Origin of the sequence: Nonomuraea sp. NPDC048901 (assembly GCF_040649695.1) — a bacterium.
Lineage (GTDB): Bacteria > Actinomycetota > Actinomycetes > Streptosporangiales > Streptosporangiaceae > Nonomuraea.
The window spans coordinates 38,696-63,074 of the sequence record NZ_JBEZFW010000020.1; the positions used below are offsets into that span (position 1 = coordinate 38,696).

General features: G+C 68.8%; 21 protein-coding genes. 7 read left to right on the forward strand and 14 right to left on the reverse strand.

All coding sequences use genetic code 11. The features are described from left to right. Window positions 1–9: 9 nt before the first annotated feature. Together AB0C30_RS46530 and AB0C30_RS46535 are read right to left on the reverse strand one after the other, a co-directional pair. Window positions 10–4,989 carry a fibronectin type III domain-containing protein gene (locus AB0C30_RS46530; RefSeq protein ID WP_357956411.1) on the reverse strand — a complete coding sequence of 1,660 codons (4,980 nt, stop codon included), beginning with the start codon at window positions 4,987–4,989 and terminating at the stop codon, window positions 10–12. A 104-nt stretch (window positions 4,990–5,093) separates the two neighbouring features. Next, window positions 5,094–6,032, reverse strand: a complete 939-nt coding sequence (locus tag AB0C30_RS46535) for a winged helix-turn-helix domain-containing protein (RefSeq protein WP_357956413.1) — start codon at window positions 6,030–6,032, stop codon at window positions 5,094–5,096. 254 nt (window positions 6,033–6,286) lie between these two features. Here AB0C30_RS46535 and AB0C30_RS46540 point away from each other — a divergent pair, with 254 nt between their 5' ends. Further along, window positions 6,287–7,282 carry a winged helix-turn-helix domain-containing protein gene (locus AB0C30_RS46540; protein WP_357956415.1) on the forward strand — a complete coding sequence of 332 codons (996 nt, stop codon included), beginning with the start codon at window positions 6,287–6,289 and terminating at the stop codon, window positions 7,280–7,282. Between the two features lie 541 nt (window positions 7,283–7,823). Here the strand turns inward: AB0C30_RS46540 and AB0C30_RS46545 are convergent. The 4 genes from AB0C30_RS46545 to AB0C30_RS46560 form a co-directional block, all read right to left on the reverse strand. Further along, on the reverse strand, window positions 7,824–8,285 hold the full coding sequence (locus tag AB0C30_RS46545) for a hypothetical protein (RefSeq protein WP_357956417.1): 462 nt from the start codon (window positions 8,283–8,285) through the stop codon (window positions 7,824–7,826). Between the two features lie 772 nt (window positions 8,286–9,057). Beyond that, a complete protein-coding gene (gene rox, locus AB0C30_RS46550; protein ID WP_357956703.1) occupies window positions 9,058–10,482 on the reverse strand; it encodes a rifampin monooxygenase in 1,425 nt (474 codons plus the stop codon). 363 nt (window positions 10,483–10,845) lie between these two features. After that, the gene (locus AB0C30_RS46555) at window positions 10,846–11,004 is read right to left on the reverse strand and encodes a hypothetical protein (protein ID WP_357956419.1); all 159 of its coding nucleotides are present in this window, start codon (window positions 11,002–11,004) and stop codon (window positions 10,846–10,848) included. Between the two features lie 343 nt (window positions 11,005–11,347). Next, window positions 11,348–11,494, reverse strand: a complete 147-nt coding sequence (locus AB0C30_RS46560; protein WP_357956421.1) for an FAD-dependent monooxygenase — start codon at window positions 11,492–11,494, stop codon at window positions 11,348–11,350. On the opposite strand from AB0C30_RS46560, the gene AB0C30_RS46565 reads away from it, so the two are divergent. The 5 genes from AB0C30_RS46565 to AB0C30_RS46585 all read left to right on the forward strand — a co-directional run bounded on the left by AB0C30_RS46565 (window position 11,445) and on the right by AB0C30_RS46585 (window position 16,085). Beyond that, the gene (locus AB0C30_RS46565; RefSeq protein WP_357956707.1) at window positions 11,445–11,921 is read left to right on the forward strand and encodes a hypothetical protein; all 477 of its coding nucleotides are present in this window, start codon (window positions 11,445–11,447) and stop codon (window positions 11,919–11,921) included. The two genes, AB0C30_RS46560 and AB0C30_RS46565, sit on opposite strands and share 50 nt — an antisense overlap. Then, a complete protein-coding gene (locus AB0C30_RS46570) occupies window positions 11,918–13,189 on the forward strand; it encodes an alkyl sulfatase dimerization domain-containing protein (protein ID WP_357956423.1) in 1,272 nt (423 codons plus the stop codon). Before AB0C30_RS46565 ends, AB0C30_RS46570 begins: the two co-directional genes overlap by 4 nt. Before the next feature lie 453 nt (window positions 13,190–13,642). After that, entirely contained in the window at window positions 13,643–13,951 is a 309-nt protein-coding gene (locus tag AB0C30_RS46575) for a tripartite tricarboxylate transporter TctB family protein (protein WP_357956425.1), read from the forward strand. A gap of 2 nt (window positions 13,952–13,953) precedes the next feature. Next, window positions 13,954–15,285 (forward strand): tripartite tricarboxylate transporter permease, encoded by a 1,332-nt coding sequence (locus tag AB0C30_RS46580; RefSeq protein ID WP_357956427.1) that lies wholly within the window; start codon window positions 13,954–13,956, stop codon window positions 15,283–15,285. 113 nt (window positions 15,286–15,398) lie between these two features. Next, complete coding sequence (locus AB0C30_RS46585) at window positions 15,399–16,085, forward strand: FCD domain-containing protein (protein ID WP_357956429.1); 687 nt, start codon at window positions 15,399–15,401, stop codon at window positions 16,083–16,085. Window positions 16,086–16,229: 144 nt separating this feature from the next. On the opposite strand, the gene AB0C30_RS46590 is transcribed toward AB0C30_RS46585, so the two are convergent. Beyond that, window positions 16,230–16,754, reverse strand: coding sequence for a hypothetical protein (locus AB0C30_RS46590; RefSeq protein WP_357956431.1), 525 nt, complete (start codon window positions 16,752–16,754; stop codon window positions 16,230–16,232). 95 nt (window positions 16,755–16,849) lie between these two features. On the opposite strand from AB0C30_RS46590, the gene AB0C30_RS46595 reads away from it, so the two are divergent. Next, window positions 16,850–17,041, forward strand: a complete 192-nt coding sequence (locus AB0C30_RS46595; protein WP_357956433.1) for a hypothetical protein — start codon at window positions 16,850–16,852, stop codon at window positions 17,039–17,041. 38 nt (window positions 17,042–17,079) lie between these two features. Here the strand turns inward: AB0C30_RS46595 and AB0C30_RS46600 are convergent, their stop codons facing one another. The 7 genes from AB0C30_RS46600 to AB0C30_RS46630 form a co-directional block, all read right to left on the reverse strand. Continuing rightward, window positions 17,080–17,859, reverse strand: coding sequence for an FAD-dependent monooxygenase (locus AB0C30_RS46600; protein ID WP_357956435.1), 780 nt, complete (start codon window positions 17,857–17,859; stop codon window positions 17,080–17,082). Window positions 17,860–17,993: 134 nt separating this feature from the next. Further along, window positions 17,994–18,791 (reverse strand): AraC family transcriptional regulator, encoded by a 798-nt coding sequence (locus AB0C30_RS46605; RefSeq protein ID WP_357956437.1) that lies wholly within the window; start codon window positions 18,789–18,791, stop codon window positions 17,994–17,996. A gap of 41 nt (window positions 18,792–18,832) precedes the next feature. Beyond that, window positions 18,833–19,921 carry a mandelate racemase/muconate lactonizing enzyme family protein gene (locus AB0C30_RS46610; RefSeq protein ID WP_357956439.1) on the reverse strand — a complete coding sequence of 363 codons (1,089 nt, stop codon included), beginning with the start codon at window positions 19,919–19,921 and terminating at the stop codon, window positions 18,833–18,835. 14 nt (window positions 19,922–19,935) lie between these two features. Then, complete coding sequence (locus AB0C30_RS46615) at window positions 19,936–20,826, reverse strand: carbohydrate ABC transporter permease (RefSeq protein ID WP_357956441.1); 891 nt, start codon at window positions 20,824–20,826, stop codon at window positions 19,936–19,938. Further along, window positions 20,823–21,746: a sugar ABC transporter permease gene (locus AB0C30_RS46620; RefSeq protein WP_357956443.1), complete on the reverse strand. Its 924-nt coding sequence runs from the start codon at window positions 21,744–21,746 to the stop codon at window positions 20,823–20,825. The genes AB0C30_RS46615 and AB0C30_RS46620 overlap by 4 nt, the downstream gene beginning before the upstream one ends. Beyond that, window positions 21,746–23,098 (reverse strand): extracellular solute-binding protein, encoded by a 1,353-nt coding sequence (locus AB0C30_RS46625; RefSeq protein ID WP_357956446.1) that lies wholly within the window; start codon window positions 23,096–23,098, stop codon window positions 21,746–21,748. Before AB0C30_RS46625 ends, AB0C30_RS46620 begins: the two co-directional genes overlap by 1 nt. After that, on the reverse strand, window positions 23,085–24,374 hold the full coding sequence (locus AB0C30_RS46630; protein ID WP_357956448.1) for an alpha-L-fucosidase: 1,290 nt from the start codon (window positions 24,372–24,374) through the stop codon (window positions 23,085–23,087). Before AB0C30_RS46630 ends, AB0C30_RS46625 begins: the two co-directional genes overlap by 14 nt. Window positions 24,375–24,379 lie beyond the last annotated feature (5 nt).

Consider the following 24,379-nt stretch of genomic DNA (forward strand, 5'->3'; position numbering starts at 1 on the left):
CGAGCGCCTTTACAAAGTAGATTTTTCCCTTCCCGCCTCATCGTCATCGTCCGGCACGGCGGCCTGATAGGCCTTGAGCGGATGTGGCACGAAGGGCTTGAGTTCGCGGGGCGGGACTCGGCCGGCCCGAGCCCGCTTCTCCTCCGTCGAGGGGCCGAGATTCAGAGGGAGGGACATGCTGTCCGTGGTGAAGTCGTACCAGAGCCCCGGCACCGTGGACGACGTACCCCCTGAGTCCTCATCGCGCCACAAGCTGTAGACGAGCCGCTGGTTGTCGTCGGTGATGAACGCCGTACTCGGCCAGGTGTCCGGTGAGCCGCCCGCGATGTGGGTGGTGGTCGTGTCGTAGTACACGCGAAGGCTCGTCCGGTTGGGAGAGCCGCCGGCGAAGGCGATCCAGCGGTAGGCGAGCGCCCGGCCGTCCTTACTGAGGAAGATCGGTTCGGCCCGCCCGGCGCTGGTGTCGCTGACTCGGCAGTCGGCGGCGGTCGGGGGCGGGTTGCTCAGCGCCTTGATCACGAAACACGACGTGAGGCGGTCCGGCGAGGTGTAGGACAGGACGACGACCTGCCCATCGCCCGAGATGAGCGGGGCGGCGACGTCGGCGCCGGGGAAGATCTCGGTGGTGGTGCCGCTGGGCGCGTTGTAGAGCCAGCTGTGCCGCTTGCCGGCCGAGTCGGCCGTGGACCACACCACCCGGTTGCCGTCGCCGGACAGCATCCCCCTGCCCGGCGGCGTCAGAGCGCACTCCGGGCCGCTCAGCCCGGTGCAGTTGGTCAGCTTCTGTGCCGCGGCGCCCTTGACCTGGCGGTAGAGGTTGGCGGCCTGGCCGGATGCGGACTTCCAGTAGAGGACCACCTGTCCGTTGTCGCTGACGCCGTAGATCTGAGCGTTGTCCTCGGTCGTCCATGAGGTCCCGGCCGTGATGTCGTGGACCACGCCTCTGAAGACGCCGGGCCGGGCGTAGCTGGACCCGGTGTAGGCGACCACATTGCCATCTCTGCTGATCAGCGGCTCGGTGTACATGTTGTAGCTGGGATTGCCGTCCGGCTCGATCGACGCCACCACCGAACCGCCACCGGTGCCGTCGACCTGCTTCCTCACCACGTAGGGGTACCTGCTCGCCGGGTGGCGGTACGGCGAGTCCTGCGGCATCAGGTTGCCGCGTCCCTGGGTCTCGAAGACGATGTACTTCCCGTCTCCCGAGATGGAGCCGCCGCCCATGCCGCCGGCGGTGCCTGTCGAGTCGGGCCGCCCCGGATACTCGGTGCTGCTGGCGAGGTCCGCGCCCAGCGTGCTGGGCGGGCCGGGGAAGACGATGTCCAGCGGCTTCAGGACGGTGGTGCCGGACGGCTCGCCCGTGCCGTTGTTGTTCTGCGCGATCACCGACACGGTGTAGCTCACGCCGGGCTTGAGCCCCTGGATGAGCTGGTGCGTGGCATCACCGTCGTAGGCGTACACCGATTTGATGCCGCTGCCGTCGTCGGCTGTGGCGGTGACGACGTACCCGCTGATGGGGCTTGCCCCGTGGTCGGCCGGCGGCGTCCAGCTCACCGAGGCACCGCGCAGGGTGGGCTTGGTGTAGGCGTCGAGCTGGGGCGGGCCGGGGGTGCCGTACTGGGTGCCGACGATCACTCCGCCCCGGCCCTCCAGCTGGGGATGCCCGCCGGTGGCCGGGCTGACCACGGCGACCTCGGCGATCCCTTCCTGCGGCGACATGTACAGCCCGCCCAGGGTCACGGTTCCGGGGCCGCTCACCATGCTCCACTGGGTCTCGACGTCGTCGGGGTAGCCGGAGACGGCGACCTTGAACTGATGGTTCTGCCCCGGGCCGACGGTGCCGAGCGGTGGGGTGACCTTGATGCCCTGGAACGGGCTGGCGGCGTGGGCGATGGTGTAGGAGGCGCTGACGATGTTGTCCTTGCGCCAGAGCGAGTAGTCCTTGCTGATGGCGCCGAGGTCGATCGCGGCGCCCAGCCGGGCGAGGCCGCGAAGTTCCCACCACGGGTTCTGCGTGGTGTCGGCCTTCAGTTGTACGCCCGGCAGGTCGACCACCAGGGCCGGGCCGACCACACCGTACACGAGGAGCTGGATGTCGGTGGAGACCGTGGCGGTGAGACTGGAGTCGCCGAAGAGGCCCACCCCGCCGTCGAGGTAGAAGCCGGGCCCGTCGTCGACCGGGGTGCAGGTCGTGCCGCCCTTGACGACGTGGCAGCGGGTGCCGAGCGTCTTGTCCCAGTGCACCGAGAAGGTCGCCCCGACCGAGGCCCCGCCCTCGATGCCCAGCGCTACCGAGAAGCGCAGGCAAACCACGACGGGGACCCGGCCCAGGTTGAAGGTGAAGCAGGGCCCGTTGACGTGCCCGATGTGCACCCGCTTCTCGAACTCCTGGCTGAGGTTCTGCTTCACGCGCAGCTCGGAGCTGACGCTCGTGGAGTTGGTGATGTCGACGCCGCGGGCGCTGGAGTCGGTTCCGGCGCTCATCTTGGTCCGCTGCTGGAGGGTGACCTGGCCCTCGACCTTCGTGACCATCCGGCCCTTCTCCTGGAAGCTGTGCTCCACCTCGATGACGAGGGCGCCGTCACGCAGGACCACTCCCCCGCCGCCGAGCGCCGAGACCCCCTGCTTCACCGGCCGCACCAGGCGCGCCCCCGGCAGAGACGGCACGAACGTCACCTGGTCACCGCTGTCGATCTGGCCGTCCACCGCGAAGTTGGCGTCGGTGAAGGCCTCGGCCAGTGTCGCGGGGACGGTTTGGACGATGAACAGCCCGTTCTGCCTGATGGTCTGGACCACCTTGCCGAAGAAGCCTTCGGGCGTGAGCGTGCTCTGCCCGATGACGAGCAGGGTGCCCGCGGTGAGCCCGGTGACCTCCGCCGGAGGATTGTCGAACTCCAGCGCCTGGCCCTCGTGCACGGTGCGCAGGGTGGCCGCCGCCTCCGGGGAGAGCACCACCGGAGCGCTCTTCACCGTGAGCTTGGGCGTGATCGCCTGGGTGGGCGCGCCGGCCACGCCGGTGCCCGAGGCGTTGGCGGCGCGGACGGTGAAGGTGTAGGCGGTGGCGGGATCCAGCCCGGACAGCGTGGCGGTGGTGCCGGTGACCGTCGCGGTCTTGCCGCCCGGACTGGCCGTCACCGTGTAGGAGGTCACCGGGCTGGTGCCGGTGACGGCCGGCGGGTCCCAGGTCAGCTGCACGCTGCCGGAGGCGGGCAGCCCCGCGCGCAGGTGGTCGGGCGGGCCCGGCGGCAGGCTCGCCGACGGTGTGACGGGCTTGGCGGTGGAGGGGGCGCTCGCTCCGGCCGCGTTCCTGGCCACCACCGACACGGTGTACGCGGTGCCGTCGGCCAGGCCGGTCACCGAGGTCACCGTGGTGTCGGGCGCGGTGTCGACGGACCGGCCGCCGGGCTGCACCGTCACGGTGTACCCGGTGATCGCCGAGCCGCCGTCGACGGCGGGCACCCACTGCACGTCCACCCGCTGGTCGAGCGGGGTGACCAGCAGCCCGGGCGGCGGCATCGGGACGTCAGCCGGCTGCGGGCGCACCGGGTCGGACGGCGCCGATTCTGGCCCCGTGCCGGCGGTGTTGACCGCGCTCACGGTGAAGGTGTAGCCGGTGCCGTCGGTGAGACCGGTGAGCGTCGCCTCCAGCGTGCCGGCGGGCACGCTCGCGGTCTTGCCACCAGGGGTGGAGGTCACCGTGTACCCGGTGATCGGCGCGCCGCCGTCCGACGGCCCGCGCCACTTCACGGTGGCCCTCCCCTGGCCCGCCGTCGCCGTGACCCCGCTCGGCGGGGCGGGTACGGTGGCGGCCCTGTAGTAGTCGAAGGTGTCCACGGCGACGCTGATGTTCGCGCTTCCGGTGTTGAGGATCACGAACGTACCGCCGGGCCCCAGCTTGACCGGCACAAGGCTGGACCAGAAGTCGTTCGGCTGGTAGGCGATCGATCCGCCGCTCGGGACGCTCTGCTGCCCGCCGGGATAGACCCGGATCATGCCGTTGGCCGTGCCTTTCGCGGTGATGTTCACCCCGACGGCGGACACACCGCTCGCGGGCACTCGTCCCTTGCCGAGCGGGGCGACCGTGGCGGTGGCGCCGGCCGCGACCGTGACGTTGCCGGCGATCCTCGCCGGAGCCACGGGCACCAGCGCCGACGGGGACACCGCGGTGGCGGGCGTCACGAAGTAGCCCGCCACATCGGCGTACACACTTAGCGCGGCCGGGCCGCTGTTGTTCACGGCGATCTTCCCGTCGGCGCCCGGCGCGACGATGACCAGGTTGGACTGGTAATAGGAGGGCCGGTACTCGATGTCGGCCCCGCCGGGCAGCGTCCCGCCCGAGGGGTAGGCGAACATCTTGCCGGACCCGGTGCTCTTGACGGCGACCGTCAGCGCCACGAACGCCACCCCGGTCGCGGGGACGCCGCCCACACCGGTGACGGTGAAGGCCGAGGTCGAGTTGGCGGCGACGCTCTGGTTGGAGACGAGCCTGGCGGTGTCGAGCGGTACGTACGCCGCGCCCGCCGGGCCGGCGGCCGCGGCGCTGAAGTAGCCCCGCACCTCGGCGTAGACGTTCACCGCCGCCGACCCGGTGTTCTTCACCTTGATGGAACCATCGGTGCCCAGCTTGACCGTCAGAAGCTGGTCCTCCCACACCCCAGACCGGTAACGGGTGCCGGTGACACCCGGCGCGGCCGTCAACTCCGAGGGGTAGACGATGAGGCCGCCCGTCCCGCTCGCGCCCTTGGCCGCGAAGTTGACCGCGACACTCGACACACCGCCGGCGGGCACGCCGCCCACCCCGGCGACCTTCACCGTCACCGTGGCCCCGCCCGCGATCGACGCGTTGCTCAGCACGCGGACCCTTGCCTCGTAGTACTGGCCGGGGCCCGGCTGCAGCGGCTCGGCGGTGGCCACCTGCACCGCGGCGGCCGCCGGGCCTGCCAGACCGGATAAGGCGAGGGCAAAGGACAAGAGCCACCGTACGATCACATCGGCCTCCTCGCCGCGGCACACGATCCCGGCGCAACGGCTCGGGATTCGGGTCGTTGTGGGCCGGTGTCCCGCGCACTCGCCCCAGGACGCCGATCGGCGTGTCAGTTCTGCCGTGTGCCGTCCGGACCGTTCAACAGGGCGATGCCCAGCGTGGTGGCGGTGTGGTGTGCGGTGTTGCGGTAGCGGGTCGTATGGATGAGCCCGGCCTCCCGCAAAACGGTGGCGTGCTGGCTCGCACCTGGAGGCGTGGTGCCGCTCAACCCGGCCAGTTCCGTGGTGGTGCAGCCGGGGTGTTCGGCGATGACGCTCAGTACGGCGGCGCGGGTGTTCCCGAGCAGCGCGGCCAAAGCGGCTGTGGAGCCCGGGACCTCCTGCTCAGGGACCAGGGCGGTCAACCGGTCGAGAGACAGATCGCCGGGGAGGGGATAGGTGACCTGCGGTTGGCTCTCGTCGTCGTCGACGATGGAGCGCGATGCGAAGGCCGACGGCACCAGCACGATGCCCTGCCCTTGAAGATACAGATCGTGGTCGAGCCCATTCGCCATCCGCACTTCCAGCACCGGTGGGTTCCAACGCATCCAGAGAGGGTTGGCCAGAGTGAGCAACCGCTCGACGCCTCCGGCGAGCAGATGCTGGGTCCGGACAGCGCGATCAGCCGCGAAACAGCCGGTGAGCCGCTGCCAATAGGGGCCCAGTAGCTGCTCGTACAGCTGCTCGAGCGCCTCCCACAGCTGTCCGCGCAGCGTTTCGTCGTCGCCGAGACGGCGAGCCCATGTTGGGACGCTCTGCAGCTCCGCCATCGCGGCGAGTTCGTTGTTCATCACGTCGGGCGGGGTCGCTCTGACTTCCTCGACCAGTTCTGGCAGGGTGCCGGCCTTACCCGGGCCGAGAAAGGTCGGTGCCCACCCGACCGCGGGAACCAGGGATAACACCATGCGCGCGTGCTGCGGCAGCCGGGGCATGACCCGTCGGCGCCAGCCGTCCAACCACGCCGCTTCACGGTCTTGCAACATCCGTATCGCCAGCTGCAGCTCCGCCAAGGGCATTGGCGCCTCGGCCACCCGCGTACGAGCAAGATCCTGACTGGTGAAGTGAACGCGATAAACCATCGACGCCCCCCGTATTTGGCATCCCCTGAGGTGATTCTTCCCGGACGTCATTATTCAGGCCAGCCTGAATCTCCTGGAGATTCCGTCCCCGAAGCCACACGCTGGACCTCGGACCCGGTTTCAGGCCTGGACCACCGACCAGCTCATTCAGGCGTACATGGTCTCTCCCGGAAGGATTGACGAGCGTGCTGCGCATCCACTTCACCGGCGCCGATCTGGCGCGGACCCGGATCGCCCGGGAACCCGACACGATGTGGGAGCTGATGCTCAGCCTGAACCGGCTACGTCGCCGCGAGCACAGCGTGGTCTACGGCGAGTGGAAGCGACGCACCCTCCGCCGCGTGCCGTCGCTCACCGGGCGGCTGACCACCCTCGCGCCGCCCCGCGGCTACACCGTCGACTTCCTCACCCCGCGAACGGAGTCCGGCTCGCTGGAGGCCGGCATGGAGAGCCTGCGCCGCACGCCGCGTCACCGGCTGCGCGCCGACTTGGCGGAGCTGTCGCACAGGCACTCCACCACCCGGCTGCCCTCCTGGACCCACGGCCTGGCGGCCGGCGGTACGCAGGAGGTGGAAGCCGTCGCGACGGCGACCGGCGCCTACTTCCAAGCGTGCCTGTCGCCGTACTGGTCCCAGATCCGGGTGGAGGTCGGCAAGGACCGGACACGCCGCTCCCGCCTGCTGTCGGAGGGCGGCTGGGAGGCGGTGTTCGCCACGTTGCACCCGTCGGCGCGCTGGTCGTACCCGGTGCTGGAATTGGCCTACCCGGCCGAGCACGACATCCATTTGGAGGGACGCGGGCTGATCCTGCAGCCGTCCTTCTTCTGCCGCCAGGCCCCCGTCACCTTGCGCGATCCGGAGCTTCCGCCGGTTCTGGTCTATCCCATCGAGCATGACCCGGCGTGGGCGCACGGCGTGGGCGGCGATCCGCCGCAGACCTTGGCCGACCTGCTCGGACTCACCCGCGCCCGGGTACTGGAGGCCGTCGCTGCCGGCGCGTGCACGACGTCCGAGCTGGCGCGGCAACTGCGCGTCCTTCCCTCCACCGCCAGCCGCCAGGTCACGACCCTGCGCGAAGCCGGGCTGGCGACGAGCCAGCGTCACGGTCAGACGGTGCTCCACTCCGCCACCCATCTGGGCACCGCCCTCCTCAACGGCCACCGCCACGACCTGACCGAGTAGGGTGCGTCACTGCTCAGGGCGCTCCGAGGTCAGTTCAGCTGGTCCGCCGTGGTTCTGCCCCCATACCGGTCGGCCACCCACCCGGTGGTTAGGGTGAGCAGCCCATCCCCGACGCGCTCCGTGGGGTCGTCGGCTGTACGCAACCGCCGGCCTCACCCTCAGACGTCGAACCCTGGAGATCGCGGTCGGCGAGACCACTGCCCTGGACGTGCGGCCTCGTCGCACACGGGACCAGTGCGCGCCCTGCGGGGCTGAGAGTTCGCGCCGGGCATGCGAGACACGATGCCGTCAGCCGTGCGGTGCATCCCGGCCGTCGTCGACGTCCTCGAGGCGCAGGCCGGCAGCCCTGGCCTGCGTTTCCTGGATCGCCATGGCGAGATCGTCCCTTGGTAGGGCTGCGATGCCGTTGACTTAGGGCATCGGTATGGCGGGCAAGATCTTCACAGCGGCCAACCCGTCTTGACGGAACAGGCCCCTATACCAAGGGAAAGGCCGTCCGTTCCCCGGCAAGGGAGACGGACGGCCTCGGGTTCAGCGGTGGCTAGAACTTGTGCCAGCCTCCGAAGTCGCCGCCCCGGCTCTCGCTCCCGTAGAGCCCGATGCGGAGATTGCGGTAGTCGTCCCGGTCGAACCGGTAGGAGTAGCGGCGCCCCTCGAAGGCCTTGACCCAGCGGTAGTGCCAGTCGCCGTCGTCGTCCTGCCACTTGAAGCGGACCCAGTTGTAGTCGTCGTCCCCGTCCACGATCACAATGGCGAAGACGAAGACGACGTCACCGGACCGATCGCGGTGCCATTCCCCCTTGATGTAGCTGCGGTCGCCCCGGTCCTCGCCCCGGCCGAAGCCCGAGTACCACCGGAAGCCGTTCGAACTGGCAGCCGTCGCGGTCGCCGTGGTCGCCGCCACCCCGGTGGTCGCGGCGTTCGCGGCCGGCGCGAGGGCCAGACCCGCTGCCAGAGAGCCGACGACGGCGCCCCCGGCGAGAATGCTGCGAATCTTTCGCATTCCGTCCTCCTGATTAGTCGTGATGTCCAGTAGTCGTTCCGGACGGACATGAACGTAGGAGGTTTCCTGCCGCTGATCTGCGTAAAAATCCTCACTCGCCGCAACTGTGCCGTTTTACCACCTCAGGGACCACATGAATGGTGACAGGCCCGTCTATTCGGCGTCTACAAAATGTCTACAGAATGTCTGCTTCTCCGGCGACTACGAATTCCGAACAAAGCAAAAGAGCTGGTCCCACCGATGAACGCCTGGAGCACCCTCGCGCTACTCGCGCGCGCCGGTGGCCTCGACCGGACGCGGGGCCATGGGCGAGACAGGCAGGAAGCGCGGTGGCGAGCAGAGCGAGGGCCGCCGCCACCGCGACGATCATCAGGTAGGTGGGCACCGGGACGTACGGCATGGCCAGCGTGTTGCCTGCCCCGACGACCAGTGTGAGGCGCAGCGTGACCTTGCCGATTTAAGTTGGGTATTTATTCGATTATGTGTTTGGGTTTTTGCGTCGCTCCGGCGCCTTTACAAAGTAGCTTTTGGGACAAGTGGAACAAGAGCGGGGGCAGGCTGCCGCGACGACCCGGGTGGCTACGAACCGCGTCCGCCAGCCCCGCTCGAGCAGCGCGGCCAGTCCGGCGTCTTCCGGTCGTCACTCGGAGGCCAACCCTCCTCGCAGGCCGACCCTGGCGTCAGAGCACCACGGCTGATGCTGCCCGATGGTCAGTCGCTACTGGCCGTTCCGATCCTCCCTACGGGGCCCTTTTGGGTTGCTCAGGCCGAATCAGTCGGCGGGCTTGCCGAACCAGCGGGAGAGGTGGTCGTCCAGGTCCTGCTGATCGTCGCCGATCCAGGCGACGTGGCCGTCGGGGCGTAGCAGGACGCACGGGACATCCAGTGCCGCAGTGGGATCCGCGAGGTAGTCGACCCGGTCCGACCAGCCGCCGACGGTCAGGCGTTCGGTGCGGTCCAGCAGCAGGCCGCGGCCGCGGTGCAGCAGACCGTACAGGTGGCCCTGTTTCACGTCGATGTCGCGCAGGCGGCGGCCGAGCAGGTTGGGGCCCGCGCCGAAGTCGTAGCGGATGCCGATCGCGGTGATCTTCTCGATCAGATGGCGGTTCACCTCGTCGAAGTCCATGAGTTCGGTGAGCAGCCTGCGCACGGCCTGCGGGCCCGGTTCGGTGGAATGCAGTTCCATCTGGGCGCGGGTGTTGTCCAGCACGTCCTCGGCGACCGGATGACGTTCGGTCTGGTAGGTGTCCAGCAGTGTTTCCGGTGCCCAACCGCGGATCTGGGCGGCCAGTTTCCAGCCGAGGTTGACTGCGTCCTGGACGCCCAGGTTGAGGCCTTGTCCGCCGGTGGGTGGATGGATGTGTGCCGCGTCGCCGGCCAGGAGCACCCGTCCGACCCGATACCGTTCGGCCAGCCGGGTGGCATCCCCGAAGCGGGACAACCAGCGCGGGGAGTGCACGCCGAAATCGGTTCCGGCGATGGCGCGCAGCTGTTGTTGGAAATCGTCGAGGGTGGGCGGTTCCGCGCGGTCGCTGACTCCCGCGGCGGGGACGACGACGCTGTAGACGCCCTGGCCGAAGGGCCTGAGCCAGAATGGCTTATGGGTGTCTTGGAGTTGCGCCACCTTGGCGGTGATCTCCTCCTGCGGCACGCCTACTTCCATCTCGCCCATCAGCGTCTCGGTCCGTGAGGGCTCGCCGGGGAAGCCGACGCCGAGCAGTTTGCGCACCGTACTGCGCCCGCCGTCACAGCCGATGAGATAGCGCGAACGCAGGCGTTCGCCGTCCGCCAGCTCGACGGTCACCCCCTCGTCGTCCTGCTCGAGATCGGCCACCGCGCAACCGCGCCGAACCTGCGCACCCAGTTCGATCGCGTGTTCTTCAAGCAGACGCTCTATGACCGGCTGCGGGATACCCAGCAGATAGGCGTACGCGGAATCCAGGCCCTTGGGCGCGGGTTTGGGGATGGCGGCGAAGAAGCCGCCGGCCGGACGCTGTCTTCCGTGTTCGAGCATGCGATCCAGCAGTCCGCGCATTGCCATCAGCTCGAGACTGCGAATATGCAGACCGACTATGCGGACGAACGACTTGGGCTCGGTTTCCTTCTCCAGAACGAGTACCCGCACATCGTGCAGGCGCAGTTCGGCGGCCAGCATCGCGCCAGTTGGGCCGCACCCGGCAATGATCACGTCGAACATGGGCGCGCGATCGGAGGCCGGCGACCGGAGGCCGGAGATGTCGCGCTCGACCGTATCGTCCGACGACGGCTCGGCGGGGAACTGCGGAAAGTGCATAGGTGTTGCCTTTCGGGAGTGCCTTGTTGTCGAGGCGCTCCCGGCGACACCTACATCAATCGCCGGCCGTGACCGGAAGGGGGAGCACCCACATCGATACAGCGTTCATGGGTCTCACCTCCTGGGGCGGTGTCACGGTCGACTGCAAGCTACAAGCCCGAGCATCATCCCGTCCAATCCTTTTCCAGCCACGTGATCACGGCTCCAGACGGGCCCGTGCGGCTGCGGGGCGAATCCGGTGTGGCGGCCCGGCTGGCCCGGTCACGCTCAGATCGACCCGGACGGAGGCTCGTCGGCCGGGAGCCGCAGTGCCACGATGCGGCGGGCCTCCGATTCGTCCATGCCGAACATCCGAAGGACGTTGAGCACGGTCTGGTCGGCGACGTCGTCGACCGAGGCCTTCGGGTCGGTGGCGCAGGGGTGCATCGTGGCGATCAGGCAGCCCGCGGCATCATCACCTGCGCCAGCCGGGGGCGGTGCGGACGAGCCGGCCGGTGAGCCGCATCGACGTCGCGAAGACCTCAGCGGGCTCGTCGACGTCGGCGAGCAGCCTCTCCAGCCAGGCGGCGTGGGTCTCGAGCGCCTCGGCGATCGCCGCGTCGAGTAGTTCCGCCTTGTAGCCAGGGCGAGCCCGTTACTCACCGCAGTGCCCCGGACGGTCCCGCGGCCTTGATCACGCGGTCGGGGTCGACGCTGACCCAGGCGACGCCGGCGTTCCGCAGCCAGCGTGCGAGGAACCGTTCGCCCTCGCCGCCCTCCGGATCGACGGTCAGCCAGGCCGATGGCAGGGCGTCGGGGGCGGCCGCGCGGCCAGCTTCCAGGCGAGGTTGTGCGCGGCGCGGAGCCCGGCGCACAGGCCCGGGTCGATGAACGGCGGTGTGACGTGGGCGGCGTCGTCGCTGTGGCTCACCAGCACGCCGGGTCCGGCGCGATCCGGGCTCGGGGAGGGCTTGCGCGATCGGGCTCGGGAAGGGCGGGCGCGATCCGCAGGCACCGCGGCGACTCCGGGCCGTCGTCATACCGAAGCCGTCTGCCGCAAGGCCGGGATAGAGCCGTCCCGGACGGCCGGCGATCCGGCCGTCCGGCGCCGCCACGTCCGCCTGACCGTGGGCTGGGTCGTGCTGTGGGTGAGCCACCTCGTGCCGCTCGGCTACCTCTACTCGGCGAACTCACTCGTCGGGCTCACGCTGGTCAGCGCGCTGTTCAGCAGGCCGTCGCTGCTGGCGATGACCGCCTTAACCGTCGTGGTCGTACGCCGGGCCTGTACGCCGCTGGCGCCGCACCGCGATCATCAAGTGGTGACTGTCACGCCCGAAAGCCGCTGTAGAAAGGACCCGTCATGACCTCCTCGATTCTCAAGCTGGCCGATGAGATGTGGGGCCGGCGCGAGCCGACCTCCATAGTGGCATCCACCTTGAGTGACGCCGAGGAGGTCGCCGACGGGGTGCTGATGGTGCCCGGCTTCGGGCACGCCTTCGCCCTCCGGCACGAGCACGGAGTCGTACTCTTCGACACCGGCGTCAAGCTGCTCGCCGACAAGCTGCACGAGCGGGTGACCGCGTGGGACTCCGGGCCGGTCACCCACGCCGTCTACTCCCACGGTCACGTCGACCACGTCGGCGGACTCGGCCCCTTCGACGCCGCCGCCGATGCCCGCGGCGTGCCTCGCCCGCAGGTGATCGCGCACGACAACGTACTCGCGCGCTTCCGGCGCTACGCCGACACACAGGGCTACAACACGATCATCAACCGCCGCCAGTTCCGCATCCCAGACCTCGTCTGGCCGGCCGAATACCGGGAACCGGACGTCACCTTCTCCGACACCTATGTGGTCGAGGCCGGTGGCCTCCGCCTCGAACTCACCCACCACCGGGGCGAGACAGACGACCACGTGGTCGGCTGGCTCCCCCGGCAGCGGATCCTCTTCCCCGGCGACCTGTTCCTCGGCGTCGCCCCGAACGCCGGCAACCCGCAGAAGGTGCAGCGCTACCCCGTCGATTGGGCCGCCGCCCTGCGCTGGATGGCCTCGCTCGACGCCGAGCTGATGCTCGGCAGCCACGGCATCCCCGTCGTTGGCGCCGATCACGTACGCGAGGCCCTGGAGAACACCGCCCGCTACCTGGAGACCCTCGTCGACCAGACGCTCGCTTGCCTCAACGACGGCGCGACACTGGTCGAGACCCTGCACCGGGTGCGGGTGCCGGACGATCTGGCCGCGCTGCATTACCTCCAGCCGCTCTACGACGAGCCGGAATTCATCGTCCGCAACGTATGGCGCCAGTTCGCCGGCTGGTACGACGGCAACCCCGCTCACCTCAAGCCCGCCACCGACGCCGCCCTCGCCACCGAACTCGCCGCGCTCGCCGGCGGCGCCCAGGTCCTCGCCGACCGCGCACTGGAACTGTCCCGCGCCGGCGAGCACCGGCTGGCCTGCCACCTCGCCCAGCTCGCCGGCGACGCCGCCCCGGAGGACAAGGCCGTCCACACCGCCCGCGCCGAGGTCTACGCGCTCCGCGCCGCCCAGGAGCGCGGCACCATGTCGATCGGCATCTTCAGCTGGGCCGAGACCGAATCGCGGGACATCCTGAACGGCCCTGGTGCGATTACCTAGCTCGCGACGAGGTTGGCTGCCCGGATTGCACGCTGGAAAGCTTGTCCCCTCGGCAGTCAGCGCACTGTCGGGTTCGTCCGTCTCAGGGATGCGAAGCCGGAGACCTGAAACGCCGAGCTGGACATCCAGCTCGGCGAAAACGATGCCTGGGGTCGTGGCGGCGAGCCTGATCCTGGTCCGGGTTTTCGCACGCCGCCGGTCGTCGAGCTGCTCCGATCGGTTCAGTCGTCGCGCTGGTCACCCAGGAGCAGCATCTGTTCCTCGGCACCGTCCGCGACAACCACTTGGACAAGGCCCTGGCCTCCACCCTTCGAGCGCCAAAGATTGTACCTTTCACAGGAAGATGCTACCTTTCCCGACTAATCGCGAGGGATGGGGAGTACGGATCGATGGCTGTGAGCCCGGGACCTGACCGGCCGAACGTGGTGATCTTCGTCGGAGACGACCACGGCTATGGCGACCTGTCGTGCATGGGATCACCCACGGTGCGAACGCCGCGATTGGACGCGCTGGCGGCCCGCCGACGGGCTCGCCGTCGCGGCGGCCCTTCCCCTGCTGGCGCTGGCGCCGCCGATGCTCACCCTGCTCGGGCTCACCGTCACCACGGCGCTGACCTGCCTCTACTGGTTCATCGTGATCACCAGGACCGCCCCTGTCCGCAGCCTGATCGGAGCGGCCGCGATCACGACGGGGATCGTCGTCGTCTTCATCGAACTGCTCCACGTGCCCACCCCGCTGGGCACCCTGACCGGGATCCGGTAGTCATGGACATCCTCCAGAATCTGACCGACGGGCTGCAGGTGGCCCTCGCCCCGCAGAACCTGCTGTTCGTCCTGCTCGGCGTGTCCGTCGGCATGATGGTCGGGGTCCTGCCCGGCCTCGGCCCCGCGCCGACCGTCGCGCTGCTGCTCCCGATCACGTTCGGCCTGGAGCCGTCCACCGCGGTGATCATGCTGGCCGGCGTCTACTACGGCGCCATGTACGGCGGCACCATCACCTCGGTGCTGCTGCGCATCCCCGGCGAGGCGGCCTCGGTCGTCAGCACCGTCGACGGGCACGAAATGGCCCGGCAGGGCCACGCGGGTCGCGCGCTGGGGCTCGCGGCCATCGGCTCCTTCGTCGGCGGGCTGGTCGCCACCTGCTGCCTGGTGCTGTTCGCCCCGGCCCTGGCCGACTTCGCGCTGAACTTCGGCTCGCCCGAATACACCGTCCTGGCGCTCCTGGGCCTGATCCTGGTCGCCTACACCTCCGCGGGAACCATGGTCAAGTCGCTGGTGGCGGTGGGCATCGGCCTGCTGCTGGCCTCCATCGGGCAGGACCCGATGTCGGGCGCGAGCCGGTGGGCGTTCGGCGTGCCCGACCTCATGGGCGGCATCGACATCGTGGCCGTGATCATGGGCCTGTTCGGGCTGACCGAGATCCTCGTCAACATCGTCGAGAACCGGCGCGGCGTGTCCACGACCAACGCCGTCGGCCGGGTGCTCCCCACGGGCCGCGACCTCAAGGAGAACACCGGGGCCATCGGCCGGGGCTCGCTGATCGGCACCGGGCTCGGGCTGGTGCCCGGCGGCGGCGGGGTGCTGGCGTCGCTGGTCTCGTACGGCGTGGAACGCAAGATCTCCCGCACGCCGGAGCGGTTCGGCCACCCGGACATCTTCTGGGGCGTGGTGGGTTCCATGGTGGTCGGCAACCTGATCCTGCTCGTCATGAACATCCCGCTGCTGCCGGTCTTCGTACGGATCGCGAAGATCCCGCCCGCCGTGATGTCCACGCTCACCGGGGCGATCCTCATCGTCGGCGCGTACACCATCAACGGCAACACCTTCGACGTCGCCGTCATGGTGGCCGCCGGCCTGGCCGGCTATCTCCTGCGGAGCATCGGCGTCCCGCCCGCGCCGATCGTGCTGGCCTTCATCCTGGGCCCGATCTTCGAGACCAACTTCCGCCGGTCGCTGGTGCTCTCCGACGGCGGCTTCGGCATCTTCGCCTCCCCGCCGACGGCCGTCGTACTGCTCGCCCTGACGATACTTGTCCTCATCAGTACGGCGCTGCCCTTGGTCCGTCAGCGCCGCAGGACCCTCGAAGCGGAGAACTGACCAGTGACCGTACCGCTCCGCCCGGCACGCGTCCCTGGCGCGACGTCGTCCGAACGACCCGGCCCCAAGGCGGGACGGCGAATGGCCGTCCCGGTGACGAGTAGGGTGATCGTATGTCGGCTGCGACTCTCCATTCGGCGGTTCTCGACGCACTGGGTTCGGACATCGTCAGCGGAGAACTGCCCGCCGGATCCGTCCTCACCCTGGAGAGCCTGCAACAGCGATACTCCGTCTCCAGAGGGGTGGCGCGTGAGTGCATGCGCATCCTGGAATCGCTGCGCATGGTCACCTCACAGCGCCGCACCGGCATCTGCATCTCGCCTGAGCAGCAGTGGAACGTCTACGACACCCGGGTGATCCGCTGGCGCCTGGACAGCAAGCACCGCGCCGCCCAGCTTCGCTCTCTCACGGAGCTGCGCCTTGGCATCGAGCCGATCGCGGCGCACCTGGCCACCCTGCGGGCCTCCGCCGACGAGCGCGCCGCACTCCGTGCCGCCGCGCAGGACATGCGCCGCTACGGCACGACGCACCGGCCGATGCGCTACCTCGCCGCGGACATCGAGTTCCACCGGATCATCCTCGGCGCCTCCGGCAACGGGATGTACACCGCCCTCGCCGATCCGATCGCGGAAGTCCTCAGGGAGTCACCGACTCACGGCCGCTCCGACTACCCCGTCCCCGAGACCATCGGCTACCACGAGGCCGTCATGGAAGCCATCTGCGCCGGAGACCCGGACGCCGCCGAGCGGGCGATGACGACCCTCCTCAGCGATGTCCGCAGCGCGTTGAGACTGCTGTAGAGAGCCTCGGCGCATCTCTCGAGCGCGACGCGAGCAGCACGCACAGTTCCACGAGTGGAGGTAGGCGCCGGCATTGAACTGCTGGATGGTCCGAGCCTGACACCTCCTGGGCTGGGGTGTCAGGCTCGGTGACCGCGTGGGGGCTCAGAGCTTGCGGATCGATACGGCGTTGTCGCCGATCCCGCCGCCTCGGGGGTACACGCACAGGTAGGTCTGTACGACGGCGACGACGGTCCAGCCGGGCGGCGCCGATTGGACGCCGCAGATGATGAGGGTGCGGCCGGAGGGCAGACCGTTGATGTTGGTGAGGGTCTGCTGGTTATTGAGGACGCCGTTGGGAGTCTTGCTGATTTCGCAGTTGAAGGAGTAGGACAGCGCCGTGGCATAGAACCCGGCCGGGGGCGGAGGCGTGATGCAGGTGGTCACCGTGCCGCCCGCGGCGGTGTCGCTGATGACCTGGAGGGTTTTCGCGTTGTAGTAGATGGTGCCGGGCTGGCCACACTGGTACCAGTCGAAGTAGGCCGTCGGCATCGAGCCGGTGGGGATGGGGGCGTTCGCGCAGACGTTCGAGCTGGGGCCGAGCATCCGCGCCGATCCTTCTGCCGGAGAGGGAGAAAGACACATGACGGCGGCCGCCGCGACGACGATGGCGGTCAGCAGTCTTCTCATCGGCGCTCCTGTCGAATCGATGTTGGGGGACATCACGGCTCATCATTACTGGGCATCTGCCTCCGAGAAATGCTTATTGTTGCCTAAAAGAGCGAATGTCATTTTTTGTCACGCATATTGCGTTTTTCGGCAACGTCTGGAGTGTCCTGCGCGGGCTCCAAGCACGAGACCTTCTCGAACGCCGTTACGAGGACGGCGACGAGGTGACGGCGGTCCACCACTTCGAACTCCCCATGGCCGGCCGGTCTGTCCAGATCCAGACGCAATTCCTCACCGCGTCGGTGTGAAGGGCACCCACCTTCGAAGCCGCGATCACGGCCATCGCCTAATTCTCTCCGGCGGCGAGTTCGCCGAAGAGGCGGTTCGCAGAGGGAGAGGTGAACTGGCGTTCCAGTTCCGCTCGGGCGATCTGCTTGCGGAACTCTCCCTCGTAGGAGGCGTCACCGGCGTTGTGCATGGTCTCGGTAATCCATGTGGCGAATGCTTGATAGTTCCAGATATGGGGATGTGCCGGTACCTCGGCCAGGACGCTCAGCCAGGCATACCCGTACTCATGGGAGTGGCGAGTGAGGGCGCCGGCGGGAATGGCCGCCCTGCTGACGCCACGGTCGCCGTCGCAGCCGGCGACGAAGTCGCAGCTGACGACCTTCGTCGAACCGGCGGCGTCTCGATAACGCACAAGGGGACGCTCGCCGCCGACGTCTTCCAGGCGAACGTCGGCGGCCTCGAAGCGGAGGTCTCCGCCGTCGCGGCGGAAAACATCCGTGAGGTTCCGTACGAGTACCTGCTGAGGGCAGAAGAGACTGGCGTTGTCGTCGTTCTCCTCGAACTCGATCGGCAGTTCTTCACCGTCGATCCAGAAGCCGCCCTCAGCCTGCGAGATGGGGGCACCCTCCAGCACCTCGTCGAGCCCCCATTCACGGAACATTCGAACCCCGCGGCTGTCGATGGTCCCCGCTCGTTGCCGCCGCTCGACGTATTCACGGCTGTGCTTCTCCAGAACGACGCAGCCGATGCCGTTGCGCAGCAGGAAATTGCCGAGCGTAAGTCCGGCGACCCCGGCCCCTACGATGACTACGGCGGTGTCCTCGCCTGTTTCCACCATGTATTTCCGGACCTCCGTGAAGAGTGCGGCGTGCCGACCACCACTCTGGGACCCGACAGTGGTCGCCGACCACCGATAAAATGGCCACCGAATACCGGAAACCCGCCAATTTAGTGCACGCGGGGCCAGCGTGGTTACTTCGCGCCGCCGCGCAGATCCGCTTGGTAGCGGCCCGGGGTCTGGCCGACGACCTCGGTGAACGCCTCGATGAAGCTCGAGGGGTTGGACCACCCGCACTCCGTCGCGGTCTCGGTGACAGACCGGCCGTCGGTGAGATGGACCAAGGCGTGGTGGATACGCAGGATGGTGCGCCAGCGGTGGAAGCTCATGCCCAGCTCGGTATGGAACAGGCGGCTCAAGGTGCGCTCGCTCGCTCCCACGGTCCGGCCCAGCTCGGTCAGGGTCGCGGTGCGGCCGGGATCGGCGTGCAGGAGATCGGTGACGGCACGCAGCCGGTCGTCGCGCGGTTCGGGCAGGTGCAGGGACTGCTCCGGGGTCTCGGCGAGCTCGTCGATCACCACCGCGCGCAGCCGTTCGTAGGCGCCGGGGCGCGGCGCCCGCCGTTCGGTCAGCGCCAGGAGGGCCTCTCGCAGCAGGGGGCTTACCGCGAACACGCTGGGGTGTGCCACGAGCGCGTCGCACAGGCCGGCCGGGATGGTGACGAGCCGGATGTCGGTCCTGCCGTAGAAGCGATGGGAGTGATCGAAGCCGGGCGGCGTCCAGGTCGCCCGGTTGGCCGGGGCGACCCAGGTCCCGCGCGCCGTCGTGGTGGCCAGGGCGCCGGCGGCCGCGTACACCAGCTGGCCCTCGGTATGAGAGTGGGTGCCGAGGTGGTAGCCGTGCGGCAGCCAGCCCCCACCACTGGGCGGTGACGTCACCGGTGACGTCGAGGGCGGCGGGAAAGGCGGGAAAGGCTGGCGGGTTTCCGGCATCGATCGCCAGCCTATGTCGTCGGCGAGCTCGCTGACGGGGCTCAGGCGACACGATGGTCGTCGAGGGCATCGGGATCCCAGTCGATCCCGATGCCGGGGACGTCGGGCGGTGTCATCTGGCCGTCCTCGATCACCGGAGAGCCGCGGGTGATCGCCCGCAACTGCGGGATGTACTCGACGTACATCCCGTTCGGCACCGCGGCGGCCAGGCTGACGTGCAGTTCCATGAGGAAGTGCGGGCTCACCGCGACGTTGAACGCCTCGGCGGCGTGGGCGACCTTCAGCCATGGGGTGATCCCGCCGATGCGGGCCACGTCGACCTGCACGATGCCGACCGCGCCCGCGGCCAGGTAGTCGCCGAACCGCTGGACGGAGTAGAGGGATTCGCCGACCGCCACCGGCACCGAGGTGGAGGCCGCCAGTCTCCGGTGTCCGTGCAGGTCGTCGGCCGGCAGCGGCTCCTCGAACCAGGCGATGCCGAGCGGCTCGTAGGTCCGGGCGCGCCGGATCGCCTCCGCAGAGGTGAACGCCTGGTTGGCGTCGACCATGACCTCGAAGCCCGGTCCCACCGCCTCGCGGACGGCCGCGAGGCGATCGGCGTCTTCGGCGAGCGACGGCCTGCCCACCTTGACCTTCACCCCGCGCAGCCCGGCTGTGGCCGCCCGCTTCGCACCGTCCACCAGTTCCTCGACGGGCAGGTGCAGCCAGCCGCCCTCGGTGTCGTAGACGGGCAGCCGCTCGTGCGCGCCTCCTGCCATCCGCCACAGCGACTCACCGGTACGGCGGCCGCGCAGGTCCCAGAGCGCGGTGTCGACGGCGGCGAACGCCAGTGAGGTGATGGCTCCGACGGTGGTCGCGCGGGTCTGGTCGAGCATGTGCCGCCACAGCGCCTCGACCGGCCGGGCGTCCCGGCCCAGAAGCGCCGGGACCAGGTGCTCGGTGATGAGTGACATCACGGCCCGCCCGCCGGTCCCGATCGTGTAGGAGTACCCGGTGCCGGACAGCCCGTCGGAGGTGTGCACGGTGACCAGCACCGTCTCCTGCTTGACGAAGGACTGCATCGCGTCGACGCGGACGGCCGCCGGTTGCAGGTCGACCAGCTGGACGTCGATTCGTTCGATTCGGGGCATGTCATGTGCTTTCTTCACTTGAGCGCACCCAGGGTGATGCCGCTCGTGACGTAGCGCTGGAAGATCAGGAAGAGGATGACGATCGGGAAAGTCGCGATGACGAGGCCGGCGAAGAAGGCCCCCTGGTCGCTGACGAACTGGCCTTGGAAGGAGAGCAGACCGACCGACAGCGTGCGGTCCTGCGGGCGGGTCAGCAGGACGACGCCGAACTGGACCTCGCTCCACACGAAGATGAGCCCGAGCAGCGTGACGGAGACGAAACCGCCCTTGCTGATGGGCAGGACCACGCGGAGCAGCGCGGCCAGCTCTCCGTAACCGTCGATCTTGGCCGCTTCGAGCAGTTCCCGCGGCACGGCGGCGAACACCGACCGCATGATGAGGGCGATGGTGGGCGTCATGAACGCCGCGTAGACCAGCGAGATGCCCGCCACGCTGTTGAGCAGCCGATACCTGCCCAGCAGCTCGAACGTCGGGATCAGCGCGACGACCAGCGGGACGCTCAGGGCGAGGACCATGACGCGGCTGACCGCGTTCGACAGGCCCCTGGTCGCGCGGGCCAGGCCGTAGCCGGCGAGGCTGCCGCAGGTCACGCCGATGGCCAGGCTGCACAGTGCCACCAGCACGCTGTTGATGATGTACGTCGACAGCGGCGCGCCACCGACCACGCCCCGCCAGGCGTCGGCGTAGTTCGACAGCACCCACTGGCCGCCCAGCCCCAGCGGGTGGGCGTAGATGTCGCTGGTCGGGTGCAGCGACAGCAGCAGCATCGACACGAACGGCACGACCGTGATCGCCGTCCAGACCAGCAGGAGCGCGTAGCCGACGTACCAGAGCGGGCCGTGTCGCCACACCGATCGACGCCGTACGGCCGGCCGCGTCCGGCTCGGGGTCCGCGGCGCGGTCATCGCGCGTCCAGGGTCTGCTGGCGGAAGATCCGCATGACCATGATCCCGATGGCGGCGACGATGAGCGTCGTGATGACCGCGGTGGCCGAGCCGTAGCCGTAGTCCTGGTCGACGAAGGACTGCTTGTAGACCAGCACCGGCAGGATGCTCGTGGAGTTACCCGGGCCGCCTCGGGTCATCGCGTAGATGATGCCGAAGGCGTTGAACGAGAACACCGAGGTCAGCGTCGTGATCGTGCCCAGCATCGGCACGATGTTCGGCAGGGTGATCCGGAACAGCCGGCCGGCCGCTCCGACGCCGTCGAGCGTGGCCGCCTCGTGCACCTCCTCGGGGATGGCCTCCATCGCGCCCAGCAGGATCAGCATCGCGTACCCGGTCTGCGTCCACACCGCGACGAAGATCGCCGCGTACAGTGCCGTCGAGGACGACGCCAGCCAGGCGTGACCGTCTCCGAGCCCGATCAGGCCGAGCAGTGAGTTCACCACGCCGGTCGTGGGCTGGAAGGCGTTCGACCAGAAGATGCCCGCGATGCTGACCGGGATGATCACCGGCAGGAACCAGACGACCTTGAAGATCCGGGCGCCGGGGACCTTCCGGCTGATCGCGTTGGCCAGGAGGCAGCCGAGGGCCACCGTGAACACCACGGTCCCGATGAAGAACTGCAGGCTGGTCCCGATGGACTCCCGGACCAGCGAATCGCGCAGCAGCCGCCGGTAGTTGTCCAGGCCGTGGTAGGCGACCGCGCCGATGCCGTCCCAGGAACCGAGGCTGATGCGCACGGATCCGGTGATCGGGTAGGCGACGAGCACGAGCAGCAGTACCAAGGCCGGGATCATCATCGCGATCGGGAAGATCCGTGCCCTCCGGCGAGGCGGCCGCGCCGTGGCGGTCGTCGCCAGGACGACTTTGTCGGCGATCATCAGTCCGACGCTCCCGACACCTTGCCGGACTGCAGGTCCTCCAGCGCCGACTGATACTGCTGGGCCGCCTGTTGCGGGGTCAGCTTGCCGGCCACGAGCTTCTGCAGCACCGGCACGGAGAACGCCTGCCCGAGGGTGGACGGAACGGTGGAATCCCAGATGTTGACCAATCCGACGGACCGCGACAGCTCGAACTGCTGCTGCACCAGGTCGCCCAGGTTCGACAGGCTCGACGCGGGAATCGAGGTGAACACCGGGAGCGAACCGGTGGCCGCGATGACGCTGACCTGGTACTTGTCGGTCATGAAGAACTGAAGGAACTTCTTGGCCAGATCCGGGTTCGCCGCCTTGGCCGGGACCACCAGGGTGTCACCGTTGAAGGCGTCGAAGGGCGTCTTGCGGCCCGGGGTGAGCGGGGGCAGCAGGAACCAGCCCATCTCGAACGACGGCTTGGCCTCCTTCAGACTCGAGTAGGTGTAGTTGCCGCCCTGCAGCATCGCGAGTTTTCCGCTGGTGAACAGCCCTTGCGCCTGGTCGGTGTCCATGCCGAGCATCCCGTTCTGGTAGATGCCCTTCTTCTGCCAGTCCTGGATCGTCTGGAGCACCTTCACGAAGCCGGGGTCGGTGTACTTGACGTCCGTGGGTGATCCGGGCTTGAAGTTGGTGAGCATGGCGTCGTAGTCCTCGGCCGGCACCGCGGTGGGCAGCAGCGCGTCCAGCGTGTGCCCCAGGTCGTACGGGCTCGAACCGCCCACCCCGAACCCCTCGTAACCGGCGGCCTTGACCTTGCCCACCATGGACTCGAAGTCGGCGACGGAGGCGACCTGATGGTCGGGCGGGTCGGATAGGCCGGCCTTCGCGAAGGCCGCCTTGTTGTAGTAGACGGGGTTGATCAGCAGTTGCTCGTAGAGGACGCCGTAGTGGTGCCCGTCGGTCGTGTAGTAGTCGGCCTGGCTCTTGGAGTACTTGTCCGCCAGGCCCGCGGCCTTCCAGACGTCGTCCAGCGGGGTCAGCTGCTTGTTCTTCAACAGCGCCGACCAGACGCCTGTGCTGCGCTGGAGGTAGCCGATGTCCGGGGTGCCGGTCGAGCTGAGCAGTGCCACGTTGGGGCCGCGGGAGCTGCCGGAGTCGACGCCCTCGAAGGTGACCACCGTGCCCGGGTTGGCCTTCTCGAAGTCCTTGCCGACCTGCTGCATGGCGCTGGCCAGCGGTCCGGTGGGGATCTGGATCCGGAGCGACTTGCCGTCGCCGCCGCCTGGTCCGGTGCCGGTGCCGCACGCGACGACGGCGGCCGCGAGCAGGACGCCCGCGAGGACGGGCCTGGCTACCTTGCGAGTTCTAGACAGTGGCATGGGAGCCGTCCTTCCAGGGAGCCGACAGCTCTATGGCGATGACGTCGATGAGCGCGCCGGTGGGTGGTGGCACGGTGATGAACAGTTCGCCGAGCGGCTCGTCGTCCGCGCCGTTCGCCTTGTGCACTTCCTCGTTGAGGCCGCACTCGAGCGGTTGCTCGGTGCCGAGCAGGCGAACGCCGACGACCGAGCCGATGGGAACGTTCCTGACGACGAGCACGTCCTGTGGCCGCAGCAGCAGGTGGAGGTAGATGGTGTTGCCGCGTTGCGTGGCCGGGCCGTGGAAGTCGAGGCGTTGCGGCGCGGGCGCGGCCCCGACGATGCTCTCGCCGTGGCCGGCGAGCCAGCCGCCGAGCTGCTTGAGCGTGGCGACCTCGGTCGGCACCAGCGACCCGTCACCCCGCGGCCCGATGTTGAGCAGGAGGTTGCCGCCCCGGGAGACGACCTCGCTCAGGTAGGAGGCGAGCAGCCGCGGGCTCTTGTAGTCGAGGTCGTCGGGCCGGTAGGCCCAACTCTCGCTCATGGTGAGGCACAGCTCCCACGGTCCGCCCGGTGGCCGGCGCGGCATGCCCTGCTCGGGTGTCGCGTAGTCGCCCTGGCCCGGCAGCCGGTCATTGATGATCACGTCCGGCTGCAGGGATTTGATCAGCTCGCGGAGCTCGGCGGCGTGCCACTCCTCCGCGGTGCGTTCCCACTCCCCGTCGAACCACAGCAGGTCGATCGGCCCGTACTCGGTGAGCAGTTCGGTGAGCTGTCCCTTGACATAGCCGAGGTATCGCGCCCACTGCTCCGGTGCGGGCCGCCGGTAACGGTCGTGCGGGTAGGGACGATCGGCGTCGGTGAACGCCGGGTAGTCGGGATGGTTCCAGTCGAGCAGCGAGTAGTAGACGCCGACCCGCAGGCCCTCGGCGCGCAACGCGTCGAAGAACTCCCGGGTGATGTCACGCCCGTACGGCGAGGCCGCGATGGAGAACTCCGACTGCCTCGTGTGGTACATCGAGTACCCGGCGTGATGGCGGACGGTGAAGACCACGTAGCGGGCACCCGCGTCGCGGGCCAGCCGCGCGACGCCGCGCGGATCCCAGCGCCGCGGGTCGAACGTGGCCGCGCTCGACTGGTACTGCGTGATGGTCATGTCGGTTTCGGGTTCTGTCCGGCCCGGCAGGATCGAGTGGCCGACCAGGGGCCAGCCGATCTCCACGCCTTGCTGACTCGCATGGTCCCAGTGCACGAACAGGCCGAAACCCGCCTCGCCGAACCAGTCGGGAATGGTCACGAGCT

Coding starts and splice junctions, on each gene's coding strand:
- AB0C30_RS46545 (WP_357956417.1), bottom strand. CDS start 8,285: ATGCGAAAGATTCGCAGCATTCTCGCCGGGGGCGCCGTCGTCGGCTCT.
- rox (WP_357956703.1), bottom strand. CDS start 10,482: ATGTTCGACGTGATCATTGCCGGGTGCGGCCCAACTGGCGCGATGCTG.
- AB0C30_RS46555 (WP_357956419.1), bottom strand. CDS start 11,004: ATGCACCCCTGCGCCACCGACCCGAAGGCCTCGGTCGACGACGTCGCC.
- AB0C30_RS46565 (WP_357956707.1), top strand. CDS start 11,445: ATGAACGGCGGTGTGACGTGGGCGGCGTCGTCGCTGTGGCTCACCAGC.
- AB0C30_RS46570 (WP_357956423.1), top strand. CDS start 11,918: ATGACCTCCTCGATTCTCAAGCTGGCCGATGAGATGTGGGGCCGGCGC.
- AB0C30_RS46575 (WP_357956425.1), top strand. CDS start 13,643: ATGGCGACCTGTCGTGCATGGGATCACCCACGGTGCGAACGCCGCGAT.
- AB0C30_RS46580 (WP_357956427.1), top strand. CDS start 13,954: ATGGACATCCTCCAGAATCTGACCGACGGGCTGCAGGTGGCCCTCGCC.
- AB0C30_RS46585 (WP_357956429.1), top strand. CDS start 15,399: ATGTCGGCTGCGACTCTCCATTCGGCGGTTCTCGACGCACTGGGTTCG.
- AB0C30_RS46590 (WP_357956431.1), bottom strand. CDS start 16,754: ATGAGAAGACTGCTGACCGCCATCGTCGTCGCGGCGGCCGCCGTCATG.
- AB0C30_RS46595 (WP_357956433.1), top strand. CDS start 16,850: ATGTCATTTTTTGTCACGCATATTGCGTTTTTCGGCAACGTCTGGAGT.
- AB0C30_RS46600 (WP_357956435.1), bottom strand. CDS start 17,859: ATGGTGGAAACAGGCGAGGACACCGCCGTAGTCATCGTAGGGGCCGGG.
- AB0C30_RS46605 (WP_357956437.1), bottom strand. CDS start 18,791: ATGCCGGAAACCCGCCAGCCTTTCCCGCCTTTCCCGCCGCCCTCGACG.
- AB0C30_RS46610 (WP_357956439.1), bottom strand. CDS start 19,921: ATGCCCCGAATCGAACGAATCGACGTCCAGCTGGTCGACCTGCAACCG.
- AB0C30_RS46615 (WP_357956441.1), bottom strand. CDS start 20,826: ATGACCGCGCCGCGGACCCCGAGCCGGACGCGGCCGGCCGTACGGCGT.
- AB0C30_RS46620 (WP_357956443.1), bottom strand. CDS start 21,746: ATGATCGCCGACAAAGTCGTCCTGGCGACGACCGCCACGGCGCGGCCG.
- AB0C30_RS46625 (WP_357956446.1), bottom strand. CDS start 23,098: ATGCCACTGTCTAGAACTCGCAAGGTAGCCAGGCCCGTCCTCGCGGGC.